Here is a 13,197-nt window from a genome sequence, read left to right as displayed (position 1 = left end):
GAGAACGGAGATTTCCGATGACTGACTATCCAAAACCACCTTTCAAGAAACAGGGCCAGCCGGTCCCCGGCTCCCAGAAGAAAATGGACCCGTATCCGGATTGTGGCGAGCAGAGCTACAAAGGCTCCGGCCGCCTGGACGGCAAAATTGCCCTGATCACCGGCGCCGACAGCGGGATCGGCCGCGCAGTCGCGATCGCCTTCGCCCGTGAAGGCGCGGACGTCGCCGTGGCCTACCTCAACGAACATGAAGATGCGCAGGAAACCGCGCGCTGGGTCGAACAGGCCGGGCGTCAGTGCGTGTTGCTGCCCGGCGACATCGCGCACAAAGCGCAATGCCAGGCGCTGGTCGATAAAACCGTCGAGCGTTTTGGCCGTATCGACATTCTGGTCAACAACGCCGCGTTCCAGATGACCCACGAAAACTTCGAGGACATCCCGGACGAAGAATGGGTGATGACCTTCGACGTCAACATCACCGCCATCTTCCGGATCTGCCAGGCGGCGCTGAAGCACATGAAACCCGGCAGTTCGATCATCAACACCAGCTCGGTCAATTCGGACATGCCCAAGCCGACGCTCCTCCCCTACGCCACGACCAAGGGCGCGATTGCCAATTTCACAGCGGGCCTGGCGCAAATGCTGGGGCCGAAAAACATCCGGGTGAACTGCGTAGCGCCGGGGCCCATCTGGACACCGTTGATCGTCTCGACCATGCCGGATGAGGAAGTGCAGAATTTTGGTGGGCAGACACCCCTGGGACGGCCGGGACAACCGGTCGAAGTGGCGCCGATTTATGTGCTGCTGGCGTCGGATGAGGCCAGCTACATCACCGGTCAGCGCTATGGGATTACCGGTGGCAAACCGATGCTTTGAAGGAACAACATGGTGCTTGCTCGCGCTTGAGTGCGCTGCGCTTACAAAAATGGCATTGGATGTCGGATTTGGGGGCTGCTTCGCAGCCCGGCGGGAGCAAGCTCCCTCGCCACAGAAGCGGCTCAGGGCTCGACAGCTCGGCATTAATCGCAATCAACGTGACGATGACCGGCATCGAATTGGTCAGGGAACACTCATCGCCCATGACTTTCTCCTGCCCCTCGCTCACCGGCCAACGCACGCCGATGGAAGTCCGGCAGCAGCTTCAGGGCATGTTCTGCGGCCATCAGTTGCACCTGAGTCCGAGTGCCGAAAAACCGCTCCTGCTGACTGAAGACACTGCGCCCATGACGGGTCTGATAGGCCCAGGCAAAACAAATGGTGCCGGCCGGTATGCCATCGACGTCTTCCGGACCAAGGATGCCGGTGGTCGCCACGGCAACATTGGCGGTGCTGTCGCGCAGTGCCCCTTCTGCCATTTCCCGGGCGACTTCACAACTGGTCAGGTTGAACGTTTCGATCGTCGAAGGGCTGACGTTGAGCAAACGTTGTTTCGCTTCGGGGGAATAGACCACGTAGCCGCTCTCGATCAACTCACCGCTGTGCGGCACCTCCGCCAGAAGCGTGACGATTTTTCCGGCGGTGCAGGACTCCGCAGTAGTCAGCAGCAAATCGTTTTGCCGCAAATACTCGACCACGGACTGGCTGACGCTCATGGCAATTCTCCCGACAGAGAGCTGCTCGGTTGACCTTCCCCGCGAGCAAACATTCCCTCTATCGGCACACTCCACGGCGGCGGCCAGAAAAAGTGAACCCCTGACAATGCGCGCCCCTCAATACGTTTAGGGGCCCCTGTCACGGGGCCGCCCCCGATCAGGAGGTCGTCATGTCCGCACCTATCGTCAAACTGTTTACCCAACCGAATTTCGCGTGGACGGATATCCGCAAGGAAGAGGAAGCCCACCCGCGCCACTACCTCGCTCATTTGTTGCTGCTCGCCTTGATCCCTGCCGTGTGCCTGTTTATCGGGACCACCTACGTCGGATGGAGCCTGGCCGAAAACGAAACGGTGAAGCTCAGCAGCAGTAGCGCGCTGCAATTATGCGTGCTGCTTTACGTGACCATTGTCGCCGGCGTGGCGCTGATGGGGCTGTTCATACGCTGGATGTCCCGTACGTTCGATGCCCGGCCGACGGTCAACCAGTGCATCGGTTTTGCCGCGTATACCGTCACCCCGTTTTTCCTTGCAGGCTTTGCCGGTCTGTACCCGAGTCGTTGGCTGGCGATCGCCGTGCTCGGGGCGGCCTCGATCTACTCGACGTTTTTGCTGTTTGTCGGCATGCCGACCTTCATGCACGAACGCAAGGAACAGGGCTTGCTGAATGCCGCCTGCGTGTGGGGTGTCGGGTTGTTGGTGCTGGTCACTGTCCTGGTGGAAATGATCCTGGTGTGGTTCAACGTCCTGACACCTGAATACCTGCGCGCGACTGTCGGTTGATCGCCCACGGCCCAACATCGCAACACCTGTCCGGCGAGTACAGCGCATGAGCTTCATTCTCTGGGTGGCGGTGTTGGGTGCGGTGCTGCTGACACTGGCGTTGACGTCGTCGTACCTGCGCTGGATGCCGGTGACCACCTCGGCGGTGTGCCTGATGCTGGGAGTCGCTATCGGGCCGGCAGCACTCGGCCTGTTGAAGCTGGACATGAACGACGCCTCGACCTGGATGGAGCACCTGACGGAAGTCGCGGTGCTCTTTTCGTTGTTTGTGTGCGGCCTGAAATTGCGCTCGCCCTTCAAGGACAAAAACTGGCGCATCGCCGTGGGACTGGCTGGCCCGGTGATGGTGTTGACCATTACCGGCGTGTCGCTGCTGCTGCACTACGGTTTCGAATTGTCCTGGGGCGCGGCCGTGTTGATTGGGTCGATACTGGCACCCACCGACCCGGTTCTCGCCGCGCTGGTGCAAGTCAACGACGCCCGGGATGACGACAGTGTGCGATTCGGCCTCTCCGGTGAAGCGGGGCTCAACGACGGAATTGCCTTTCCGTTCGTGATCCTAGGGTTGCTGTTGTTGCAACACGACGGCAACCCCGGCTGGCTGGGCGACTGGGCTTTGCGCAGCCTGCTCTGGGCCGTCCCTGCCGGCTTGCTCACGGGGTATGCGATGGGGCGCGGCATTGGTCGCCTGACGTTGGTACTGCGGATCAAAAATGACGACAGCACTCTTTCCCCCAACGACTACCTGGCCCTCGCGCTGATCGCCCTGGCGTACGTCGCTGCCGAATCGATTCATGGCTACGGCTTTTTGTCCGTGTTCGCCGCGGGCCTGGGGCTTCGCCATGTGGAAGTCCAATCCACCGGCGACGACGAACTGCCCGCCGAGCATCGAGTTCAGCCGGTGGTCGGCCATCAGAATGTCGAACCGCACCAGGCCGTTCATGGCGACACCGAAGGTCTTGAAGACACGCAGGTCGCCGCCGGTATCATGATGGGCGACATGCTCGCCTTCGGCGGTCTGGTCGAACGCGCCATGGAAGTGTTTCTGGTGACGCTGCTTGGGGTCGTGCTGATTGGGCACTGGGACTGGCGAGCGCTGCTGATCGGCGGCGTGTTGTTTTGTCTGATCCGACCGCTGAGCGTCGCCGCCCTGCCCTGGCGTGGATTGCTGGACGGGCGCCAGCGCCTGTTGATCGGCTGGTTCGGCATTCGCGGCATCGGTAGCCTGTATTACCTTTTCTATGCCCTTAACCATGGGCTCGCGCCTTCAATCGCAGCTATTTGCACTGACCTCACGTTGTCGGTGGTTGCGCTGAGCATCCTCATCCATGGCATCAGCACGCAACCGATGCTGGCGTGGTACGAGCATCGCAAAAAACAAAAGACTTGAGCTAAAGCGAGCAGTCGGAGCAAACCGGTGTGGCGAGGGAGCTTGCTCCCTCGCCACATAAACCCGCGTTCACAACGGGGCGAATCTAGAGTGCCGGTATCGGGGTGGTTTCCAGGTTCTCGGTCAGCGGTACATCACTGGAACCGGGTTGCTCGGCACCGAGCATTTTTGCGCAGGCCGCACTCAACAAACCCACCGGTCCGGCGCCATAGATCGCAATGCTTCAACCCGGGCTGCATCCTCGCTGTTCGATAAAGAAAGGCATCGGTGTCTGTATTAAGGGAGCGAGGGTTCACGGCGAGTTCAGTTGCGTGAGTGGCGAATCTGATCAGTGGTCGCACTGAAAAAACCGGGTGGATTGGGCTGTAAAAAGAAAGCCGCGAACTGCATGAGTCAAAATCCGGACTCATGCAGCCTGCATGACTACAGTTCGCCATCAGCGACTTCAAGCTATTGATTTTAAAGGCACTTGTTTCAATGGCCAGTCGGCACGACAAATGCTCCAGGACTATGAGCGACCTTCGGCCTTGAGACCGTTTGCGCTCATCCCCGTGACTATTCGAGAGAATCGACCATGAACGCCATTGACCTTTTGCAAGCCGACCATGAACGCGTAAAGGGCATCCTGACCCAACTGAGCGAAACCACTGAACGCGGTATAAAGAAACGCACCGAGCTGCTGGCCAAGCTTGAAATGGAGATCACTATCCATACCCGTCTCGAAGAGGAAGTCTTGTACCCCGCGTATAAAAAAGCGGGCGGCAAGGAACAGGACGTCATGTATTACGAAGCCAAGGAAGAACACCGCACCGTTGACTCGCTGGTGCTGCCTGACTTGAAAGTCACCGATCCGTCCTCTGTGGAGTTCGCCGGCCGCGTGAAAGTGGTCAAGGAGCTGTTGGAACACCACATCGAAGAGGAAGAAACGGAAATGTTTCCTCAGGCCAAAAAACTGCTGGGCAAAGCCACCCTCGAAGAATTGGGGGCGCAAATGGAGAGTCTTAAGGCTCAGTACAAGAAAGAAATGAGTGCAGCCAATCTGGCAGCCTGATCAAAGTGACAGGCAAAAAAAGGCCCGGCGCTTGCCGGGCCTTTTTACTTTTGCGTCTTATGCGCCCGGATTGGTCACTTGGATAAAAACCGCGTAACTGCCCAGCAATACCCAGAACGTGGCAAAAATCCAGGGTGTGCGCACCGAGAACAACAGCGACTTGCGATAGCCCTTGTGGGAGGACTCCATTTCGCTGAACAACGGCGACTCGTCGTAAGCGAGTCCCATCAGGGGTTCGCTGCGCAGCAGTTCACTCTGCTTGAAGTGCCAGTGATCGATGATGTCATACGCCGCGCGAATGCCCGGCCAGGCGTTGAGTGAACTGAGCAGCCCCAGCAGCGCCAGAAACGGCGGCACCACCAGGGTGAAGAGTTTGCCCCACTCGGGATTAAGGTTGGACATGCACGATGCGAAGGCAATCACCAGAAACGATTGCGCCGCGAGGTAGGCATCGGTGCGATTGGCCAGAATGCTGGTTTCGTACTGGATTTCCCGGCGGTAGAAATCCAGACGTTCCTTGGGCGAGCCGAACATCTTGGCGTTGTGTTCGGTCAAGGCTTCTTCGGCTGGGGTTTCAGTCAGTATTCTTGGCAAGGGAGTCACACACAGAATGGAAAACCTTTAGAAGAAACGCCTACTGACAAGTTCAGCTGGATTGAAACTGCAAGGGGTCTGCAATGGACGATCTTGATTGGGTGCAATGGCCAGCAATGCTGGTCACGGTGCTGGCGGCCTGGCTGATCGGTTCACGAAACCCCAGGCGCCGGGTCTGGGGGTTCATCTGTTTTATCCTCAGCAACATTTTATGGGTGATCTGGGGCTATCACACACAGGCCTACGCGTTGATCGTGTTGCAATTTTGCCTGTGTGCCATGAACTTGCGCGGGTTCAAAAAGAACGTAGGCTCCGCGACCGGACAATGAGTCATTTCATCGTCGAGGCAATGACCTCCACCAGATTCAGCTGAGTAAATGGTTTCGACAGGCGCGGGAGTCTGGTCGCAAAGCCTTCCAGCCGCTCCGCGTAACCCGTGGCGAGGATGATCGGCAGGTCCGGTTTGATGCTTCGGATTGCCTGCGCCAGTTGCGCGCCATCCATTTGTGGCATGGCCATGTCGGTAATGACCAGATCGATGGTCTGCTCGCTGTCGAACACCTTCAGCGCTTGAGCCCCGGAGACTGCACTGATCACCCGATGCCCCAAATCTTCGAGCAACAGGCAAGTACTGGTCAGCACCAGATTGTCGTCGTCCACCACCAGCACGCACAGGCGCGGCACCGGCAGCGCGGCGTCCTCCTGGGCAGGCTTGGCAGCCAAACCGTTTGTGGCGACGGGTATCCACAGTTCGGCCGTGGTTCCCTTGTCCTCTTGGCTTTTCAGAATGAATCGCCCGCCCAATTGTTCGATGAAGCCATGCACCATCGACAATCCCAGCCCCGTGCCTTTGCCCACCCCCTTGGTGGTGAAGAACGGGTCCATCGCCGTGGAAAGAGTGGCGTCATCCATGCCCTCCCCCGTATCAACGACGCTCAGGCAGACATAGCGGCCTGACTTTGGCGCGAGCGAAGAGTGATCCCCGGCCTCTTCAGACTTGGCGCTGATCAGGATTTTCCCGCCGTGGGGCATTGCATCCCGGGCGTTGGTCACCAGGTTCAGGACCGCCAGTTCGAGCTGGTTGACGTCGGCCAGCACAGGTTCGAGCGCTTGCGAAAAGCGGGTTTCGAGCACCACGGAAGGCCCGAGGGAACTGCGCAACAGTCCGGTAATGCCCTCCACCAACATCGGTATGTCGACAGGCTCGGTCTTCAGTTCCTGGCGCCTGGCAAAGGCCAGCATGCGTTGGGTCAGCGAAACTCCGCGCTGGGCACCCTGAGTGGCGTTGTCCAGCAACCGGGTGATTTTCGGATCGTCCCCCACGCGCTTGCGGACGATTTCCAGATTGCCGAGGATCACTGTCAGCAGGTTATTGAAGTCATGGGCAATGCCTCCGCTGAGTTGCCCGATGGCTTGCATCTTTTGCGCCTGAAAAAGCGCCTCGCGGGTTTGTTCCAGGGCCTGCTGGGCGTGGGTCGCTTCGGTGATATCACGGGTGATCTTGGCGAAACCGAGCAACGTGCCGGTTTCGCCCCAGATCGGATCGACCACGACATGCGCCAGGAACCGTGTGCCGTCCTTGCGCAGCCGCCAGCCCTTGTTTTCGAATCGCCCCTCACGTACCGCAATGTCCAGCGTGCGTTTCGGTTCGCCGGCTTCGCGATCTTCCGGGGTGTAGAACATCGAAAAATGCTGGCCGATGACTTCTTCGGGCAGGTACCCCTTGATGCGCTGGGCACCAGGGTTCCAGTTGGTCAGGCGTCCATCGGCGTCGAGCATGTAGATGGCGTAGTCCGTGACGCTTTGAACCAGTAGCCGGAACTGCTGCTCGCTTTGTTTGAGGACTTCTTCGGCCATCTTGCGGTCGGTCAGGTCCCGGGTGATCTTGGCAAATCCCAACAAGGTGCCCGCCGCATCGAAAATCGGATCGATCACTACATGGCACCAGAAATGCGTACCGTCCTTGCGAACCCGCCAGCCTTCTCCCTCGAACCGCCCCTCGCGGATCGCCGTGTCCAGCGCCCGTTGGGGCATTCCTTTGAGGCGATCCTCTTCGGTGTAGAAACGCGAGAAATGCTGGCCGAGAATCTCGGCTTCCTCATACCCCTTGAAGCGCTTGGCGCCAGCATTCCAGCTGGTAATGATGCCGTCGGGATCAATCATGTAGATCGCGTAGTCAATCACCGCGTCGATCAACAGGCGAAAACGCCCGTCCTCGATGGTGCTGGCCTTGGTTCGATCTTCGCTCATTGAGCCCTCACGTCAGGAATGTTTTTTGGAGTATGGGACAAATCAGGATGGTACGAAGCCGGCAATAAGACGCTTGCCTCCCCGAAGCTATCGATACACGTACCTGACGAGGTAGGCGTACAAGTCGTTATAGACAAATTGTGGGACGTCCGCGGCATGGGTAGAGGCTTTGAGCAATGCCAAATGGCATTCTTTAATTATTTCGTTGCGATCGTTTCTTGCGAAGACGAGGTTCTGAATAATGTTGGAGTAGATGCTATAGGTAAAATTCATCCCGGTAGTCGTTGTGGTGACGGAACCATCATTGTTTTTGATATAGGCGCTATGTGCACGAAGGATACGTTCGTTCAACGCTCCGAATCCACGCTCATAGACAAACATTTGCGAACCGCTGACCGCTTTTGCCGCCGTTTCGAAGGCCAGAATGATCGCTTGCGAAAGGCCTGTGCTGATATCCAGCTTCTCCGCCGTGAGAAATCTTTCCAGGTCCTGCACTTCCAGGCTCTTTAGCCCTCGTTTAATGCTCGATACATGAGCGAATTCTTGAGTGCAGCCAACAATGTGAGTCTCGAACTGATACCCGGCAGCGGTCGCCAACGGCGGAAAGGCAGCGAAATCCAGGCTGTCGAAGGCGCTTTCCATGATGATGTTGTATTTACTGTCGAACGCCTGCGCAAAGATCTTTGCGCAGACTTCCCGAACAAACTCCTCAGTGTGCTCGTAAGCATGCAAAACGCCCTTTTTGATTATCTGCGCGTACTGAGGGTGCTTTTTCCTGTACTCGGTCAGGTACAGGCGCACGTAGTTTTTATAGCGGCCAGTAGGCAACAGGCTCTTTTCCAGCAAGTACGTTTTGCCTGACGCCTCGATCCCAGCCACGACCAGCATTTTGGGTACAGCTTCGACGGTGATACCGCTGAAAATCGTCGCGATGATTTCATCGAATGCCTGCGTGATCTGGTCGGGGGTGTACTCATACATTTTTGCTTCTGACATGCCTTGATTTCCTTATCAAAGTCGGGCTTGAAAGTGATGGCTTGCCGAATCAATAAAGCGTGGACTCACCCATTGTTCAAACGGTGAGAGCTTTCAAGGTATGTCGATGTTTTTTTGGGTAAAAGTTCCTACTCGACAGAGAGCAAAATCGACGGGGCAACCGACCACCAGCGCGGCAGCAGCTGTTTGACCTTGCTGTCGCCAAAGCGATCATCGATCAACATCACCACCCCTTGATCCTGTTGGGTACGGATGACGCGTCCTGCTGCCTGAACGACTTTCTGCACGCCGGGAAACAGGTAGGTGTAGTCATAACCGGCTCCGAAAATCGCCGCCATACGATGTTTCAGCTGTTCATTGACCGGGTTGAGTTGCGCCAGTCCGAGGGTGGCGATAAAGGCGCCGATCAACCGGGCACCGGGCAAGTCGATGCCTTCACCAAACGCCCCGCCCAGCACCGCGAAGCCGATGCCCTGGCTGTGCGCGGTGAACTGATCGAGGAAGTCTTGACGCTGCCCTTCCCCCATGCCTCGGGATTGCGACCAGAGATTGATGTGTGGATGTGTCTCGGCCAGCAACTGCGCCACTTGCTGCAAGTAATCGAAGCTGCTGAAAAACGCCAGGTAGTTTCCGGGGCATTGGGTGAACTGCCTGGCGATCAGTTCGACGATCGGCGCCAGAGAAGACTGTCGATGGACAAACCGCGTGGAAATCTGGCTGACGATATGGACCTTCAACTGGTCAGCGTGAAACGGTGACTCGACGTCGATCCAGACTGTGCTCGCGGGCGTCCCGAGCAAATCGGCATAGTAATGACGAGGGCTCAACGTCGCGGAAAACAGCACGGTACTGCGTGCCGCCGTCAGGCGGGGTCGGATGAAACCGGCGGGAACCACGTTGCGCAGGCACAATTGCGACAGGTTGCGTTTGCGGTCAAGGTCGCGTTTGCTGATGTCGAACAGGAACTGTTCATCGAAAAGCTCGGCGACGCGACAGAACTGCAGCATGTCGAAATAGAAATTCTGCAAGGCGCTGTCCAGGCCCTGGGGATGATCATTGAGATAGTCGCCGATGCTCGCGCTGCATGACGACAATGCCTGTAGCAGTTTTTCCGGGGGTTTGTCGTAGGCCTGGTATGGCGCGAGTTGCAGGTTATGCAGGGCGTTCCATTCACGATTGACCCGTTGCAAGGCTTTCTTCAATGGCTCGGGAGCGGTTTTGCGCACACCGTTGAGCGTCGACTGGTCAAGGCTGGCGCTGTACATCTGCCGCCCGCGCTCCACCAGATTGTGGGCTTCGTCCACCAGTACCGCGACTTTCCAGTTGTTGGCCTGGGCCAGCCCGAACAGCAGCGCGCTGAAATCGAAATAGTAGTTGTAGTCAGCGACCACCACGTCGGCCCAACGGGCCATTTCCTGGCTCAGGTAGTAAGGACAGACACTGTGTTTCAGGGCGACGTCGCGCAAGGCGTTCTGATTCAACAGTGACAGCTCGCTGGCGGCCTGGCGCGCAGCCGGCAACCGATCATAGAAACCCTGGGCCAACGGGCAGGATTCGCCATGGCAGGCCTTGTCCGGATGCTCGCAGGCCTTGTCCCGGGCAATCATTTCCAGAACACGCAACGGTGGCGCAGTCGCGCTGTCGAGAATGACCTGCGTCGCATCGAGCGCCAGTTTGCGCCCGGGGGTTTTCGCCGTGAGGAAAAACACCTTGTCCAGCTGCTGCGGCGCCAGGGCCTTGAGCATTGGAAACAGCGTGCCGACGGTCTTGCCGATACCTGTCGGCGCCTGGGCCATCAGGCAACGGCCGGTGCTGACGGCCTTGAACACGGACTCCGCCAGATGCCGTTGCCCCGGACGAAAATCGGCATGGGGAAATGCCAGTTGCTGAGCCGCGCCGTTGCGTGCTTCGCGATGGGCCATCTCCTGTTCAGCCCAGCGCAGGAACAGCTGGCAATGATGCTCGAAAAACCCCTTCAGTTCTTCAGCGCTGAACGCTTCGACCAGACAGGTTTCCTTTTCGCTGACGATGTCGAAGTACACCAGCGCCAGGTTGATCTGCGCCAGATCCAGTTTCTGACACATCAACCAGCCGTAGACCTTGGCCTGCGCCCAGTGCAGCTGACGGTGGTTGGTCGGTTGTTTGCTCAGGTCACCGCGGTAGGTTTTCACTTCTTCCAGGCAGTTTTGCACCGGATCGTAGCCGTCCGCCCTGCCCTTGACCTTCAACGTTTGATACTGGCCTTCAAGCGCGACTTCACCCTGATATCCGTCGCTGCGCCGGGACGCCACCGTCCGGTGGCCGACGATGCCTTCCAGCGCAGTCGGCGAGGGTGTGAAGCGCAGGTCGAGGTCGCCGACCTTGGCGGTGAACTCACACAACGCCCGCACTGCGATGCTGTAGCTCAAGCGCTCTGCTCCGCCCATTGCACGTAGCAGACGGCAATCGGCATCTGGTGTTCATGGCAGAACTCGAGCCAGCGCAACTGGTTGTCTTGCAGGCGATCGCCAGGGCCTTTGACTTCGATCATGCGATAGGTCTTGTGCTGCGGCCAGAACTGAATCAGGTCCGGCATGCCGGCGCGGTTGGCCTTTATGTCCAGCAGTAAACGGTTGAACCAGTGTTTGAGGTGCTCGGCCGGCAGACAATCAAGCGCCTGGTCGAGCAGGTTTTCGGTTAACGCGCCCCAGAACACAAACGGCGATTGCACGCCCCACTTGGCGGCATACCGTTCCCGGATCGTCTGGAGGTAACGCCCGTCATCGAGCTCGGCGAGGCAGGCCTTGAACAGATCGGCGCGTCGTGCATGGAAGTCTTCATTAAGCAGATCCACCGGCCCACGCTGGAACGGGTGGAAAAACGCCCCGGGCAAGGGCGCGAAGATCGCCGGCCAGCACAGCAACCCGAACAGCGAGTTGATCAGGCTGTTTTCGACGTAGTGCACCGGTGCCGAATCCTCCGCCAGATGCGCCTGTACGTAGAACTCCACCGATAGCGCGGGATCGACTCTGGGCAGTTGCAGCTCCAGGCGCAGCATTTCCCTTGGGGACGAACGTTTTGCTGGCGGCCCGCCAAGCTTGCGCCGCAGCCGGGGCAATACGCGCAGCAGTTGCTGTTGTTCGGCAGCGCTTTCCGGCGATTGGCCAGCCACTGTGGCCAGTTCCATGGCCAGTTGATACTCGCCACAGCGCTCCAGCACACGAATCAACCGCGCCCTCGCACCGGGCCACGTGCAGTTGCGGTAAATCCCCAGCGCATTGGCAAAATCCGCCACGCGCTCGCAGTGCTGACCGATCTGGAACAACAGCTTGCCGCGCCGTTTCTGCAACCAGGGATTGGTGAGTGTCAGCCCGTTGATCTGCTCGACAATCCCCGCCACCGCCTCGCCCGCTTCCAATCGCTGCTGGCATTCGTGAAGGAAGAAACAGGCATCCACGTCCTCGCGACTGCGCAAGCCTCGGGATTCCGCGCAGAACTCGACTTTTTCGTAGGTAAAGATGCCGAGGTCGGCCAGTACGAACTCCGACCAGTCCTGGTAAAGATTGCCGAAGAACATCAGGCGCAGACGATCACACAGACCCATGATGGTCAGGCTGAACAACCGGTCTTCCAGGGGGGCGCACCATTGGCTAAAACTGAGTGCTTCGGGAAATCGCTCGCTCAGGGGCGGGAGCCACTCGGTCTTTTTGCCTTTGGGCTGATCAATGACGGTGCCGAAGCACTGCACGATTTCCGCCTTGAGCAATACGTCGAATAGCGTTTCGAGTGACAGCGGCGCCTGCTCATCGATCCAGCCCAGTTCCAGTAATGGCCCGGCGGCGCTGGCGATGTCGCCAATCTCGAGGTAATGCAGTTTGCCGGCCCGAAAATGAATCCCCTTGCGCATCACCATCCGTACCAGCAGCGCCCTGGACTCGCGGGGCAACCGGTTGAATTCACGGATGAAGGTTTGCTCCTCGACCGTCAGCACATCGGCATAGCGGTGCTCAAGCCAATCAAGCACTTGCGTGAAGTTGTTCAAGTAATAGAACGGATCGTCGAGCGGATTCTGGGTCACAGGAAAACAGGGCCATGGGGAGCGAATACTGGTTATGCGTACAGATACCAGCAACGCCCTGTCCGGTGCAAACGGAAAAGGATAAGCGGCGGCGTGATCGGGATTATTTCGACTGCCTGTCGAACTTTCCCGCGATCCATCGTACCAACCGCGTTAGAGGTACAGTGACGATTGAAGGATTCGCAGCAGTCGCGCTGTTTTTTGGAGGATGAGAGGTGGTTATGAATATCAAGACTCTGGGTTTGCCCCTGGCTATGGCGGCGCTGCTGGCCCTTGCTGGTTGCTCGACGCCAACGGTAGTGACACTGCAGAACGGCACCCAGTATTTGACCAAGGACATGCCGAAAGCCAATAACACGGAAGGTTTTTACGAATTTGAAGATATTTCCGGGACGAAAGTGAAGGTCAAGGTTGATGAAGTGGCTACGGTTCGCAAGGAAGACTGAAGACCGCGTTATCGTTCATCGCGGGCAAGCCCGCGATGTG

At 58.1% G+C, this 13,197-nt stretch carries 12 protein-coding genes and 1 pseudogene; 6 read left to right on the top strand and 7 right to left on the bottom strand.

The features are described from left to right. Window positions 1-17: 17 nt before the first annotated feature. On the top strand, window positions 18-875 hold the full coding sequence (locus B723_RS21075; protein WP_017338784.1) for an SDR family oxidoreductase: 858 nt from the start codon (window positions 18-20) through the stop codon (window positions 873-875). A 194-nt stretch (window positions 876-1,069) separates the two neighbouring features. On the opposite strand, the gene B723_RS21070 is transcribed toward B723_RS21075, so the two are convergent. Beyond that, window positions 1,070-1,591, bottom strand: a complete 522-nt coding sequence (locus B723_RS21070; protein ID WP_017338783.1) for a CinA family protein — start codon at window positions 1,589-1,591, stop codon at window positions 1,070-1,072. A gap of 170 nt (window positions 1,592-1,761) precedes the next feature. On the opposite strand from B723_RS21070, the gene B723_RS21065 reads away from it, so the two are divergent. Beyond that, window positions 1,762-2,373, top strand: a complete 612-nt coding sequence (locus B723_RS21065; RefSeq protein ID WP_017338782.1) for a Yip1 family protein — start codon at window positions 1,762-1,764, stop codon at window positions 2,371-2,373. A 46-nt stretch (window positions 2,374-2,419) separates the two neighbouring features. After that, window positions 2,420-3,763 (top strand): cation:proton antiporter, encoded by a 1,344-nt coding sequence (locus B723_RS21060; RefSeq protein WP_017338781.1) that lies wholly within the window; start codon window positions 2,420-2,422, stop codon window positions 3,761-3,763. Between the two features lie 148 nt (window positions 3,764-3,911). Here B723_RS21060 and B723_RS34180 read toward each other — a convergent pair. Then, window positions 3,912-3,986, bottom strand: a pseudogene (locus B723_RS34180) (hypothetical protein); the annotation flags it as partial. Between the two features lie 351 nt (window positions 3,987-4,337). Here B723_RS34180 and B723_RS21055 point away from each other — a divergent pair. Next, complete coding sequence (locus B723_RS21055) at window positions 4,338-4,814, top strand: hemerythrin domain-containing protein (RefSeq protein ID WP_017338779.1); 477 nt, start codon at window positions 4,338-4,340, stop codon at window positions 4,812-4,814. A gap of 57 nt (window positions 4,815-4,871) precedes the next feature. Here B723_RS21055 and B723_RS21050 read toward each other — a convergent pair whose 3' ends face one another. Then, a complete protein-coding gene (locus B723_RS21050) occupies window positions 4,872-5,408 on the bottom strand; it encodes a hypothetical protein (RefSeq protein ID WP_017338778.1) in 537 nt (178 codons plus the stop codon). 83 nt (window positions 5,409-5,491) lie between these two features. Between B723_RS21050 and B723_RS21045 the strand changes: the two genes are divergently transcribed. Then, window positions 5,492-5,737 carry a hypothetical protein gene (locus B723_RS21045; protein WP_017338777.1) on the top strand — a complete coding sequence of 82 codons (246 nt, stop codon included), beginning with the start codon at window positions 5,492-5,494 and terminating at the stop codon, window positions 5,735-5,737. Between the two features lies 1 nt (window position 5,738). Here the strand turns inward: B723_RS21045 and B723_RS21040 are convergent, their stop codons facing one another. The 4 genes from B723_RS21040 to B723_RS21025 all read right to left on the bottom strand — a co-directional run bounded on the left by B723_RS21040 (window position 5,739) and on the right by B723_RS21025 (window position 12,711). Further along, window positions 5,739-7,658: a hybrid sensor histidine kinase/response regulator gene (locus B723_RS21040; protein ID WP_017338776.1), complete on the bottom strand. Its 1,920-nt coding sequence runs from the start codon at window positions 7,656-7,658 to the stop codon at window positions 5,739-5,741. 87 nt (window positions 7,659-7,745) lie between these two features. Beyond that, window positions 7,746-8,654, bottom strand: coding sequence for a zeta toxin family protein (locus tag B723_RS21035; RefSeq protein ID WP_017338775.1), 909 nt, complete (start codon window positions 8,652-8,654; stop codon window positions 7,746-7,748). Window positions 8,655-8,782: 128 nt separating this feature from the next. Continuing rightward, entirely contained in the window at window positions 8,783-11,062 is a 2,280-nt protein-coding gene (locus tag B723_RS21030) for an ATP-dependent DNA helicase (RefSeq protein ID WP_031318913.1), read from the bottom strand. Next, the gene (locus B723_RS21025; protein WP_017338773.1) at window positions 11,059-12,711 is read right to left on the bottom strand and encodes a VRR-NUC domain-containing protein; all 1,653 of its coding nucleotides are present in this window, start codon (window positions 12,709-12,711) and stop codon (window positions 11,059-11,061) included. The genes B723_RS21030 and B723_RS21025 overlap by 4 nt, the downstream gene beginning before the upstream one ends. A 221-nt stretch (window positions 12,712-12,932) precedes the next feature. Here B723_RS21025 and B723_RS21020 point away from each other — a divergent pair, with 221 nt between their 5' ends. After that, window positions 12,933-13,157: a YgdI/YgdR family lipoprotein gene (locus B723_RS21020; RefSeq protein WP_017338772.1), complete on the top strand. Its 225-nt coding sequence runs from the start codon at window positions 12,933-12,935 to the stop codon at window positions 13,155-13,157. Window positions 13,158-13,197: the final 40 nt, after the last annotated feature.

This window comes from Pseudomonas fluorescens NCIMB 11764 (assembly GCF_000293885.2).
Taxonomy (GTDB): Bacteria; Pseudomonadota; Gammaproteobacteria; order Pseudomonadales; family Pseudomonadaceae; genus Aquipseudomonas; species Aquipseudomonas fluorescens_B.
The sequence above is the reverse complement of the archived record's forward strand: the minus strand, read 5'-3'. Positions and strand labels throughout refer to the sequence as shown.

What these genes read in the sequence shown, in the direction of transcription:
- B723_RS21075 (WP_017338784.1), top strand. Translation starts at nt 18, where the DNA reads ATGACTGACTATCCAAAACCACCTTTCAAGAAACAGGGCCAGCCGGTC.
- B723_RS21070 (WP_017338783.1), bottom strand. Translation starts at nt 1,591, where the DNA reads ATGAGCGTCAGCCAGTCCGTGGTCGAGTATTTGCGGCAAAACGATTTG.
- B723_RS21065 (WP_017338782.1), top strand. Translation starts at nt 1,762, where the DNA reads ATGTCCGCACCTATCGTCAAACTGTTTACCCAACCGAATTTCGCGTGG.
- B723_RS21060 (WP_017338781.1), top strand. Translation starts at nt 2,420, where the DNA reads ATGAGCTTCATTCTCTGGGTGGCGGTGTTGGGTGCGGTGCTGCTGACA.
- B723_RS21055 (WP_017338779.1), top strand. Translation starts at nt 4,338, where the DNA reads ATGAACGCCATTGACCTTTTGCAAGCCGACCATGAACGCGTAAAGGGC.
- B723_RS21045 (WP_017338777.1), top strand. Translation starts at nt 5,492, where the DNA reads ATGGACGATCTTGATTGGGTGCAATGGCCAGCAATGCTGGTCACGGTG.
- B723_RS21040 (WP_017338776.1), bottom strand. Translation starts at nt 7,658, where the DNA reads ATGAGCGAAGATCGAACCAAGGCCAGCACCATCGAGGACGGGCGTTTT.
- B723_RS21035 (WP_017338775.1), bottom strand. Translation starts at nt 8,654, where the DNA reads ATGTCAGAAGCAAAAATGTATGAGTACACCCCCGACCAGATCACGCAG.
- B723_RS21020 (WP_017338772.1), top strand. Translation starts at nt 12,933, where the DNA reads ATGAATATCAAGACTCTGGGTTTGCCCCTGGCTATGGCGGCGCTGCTG.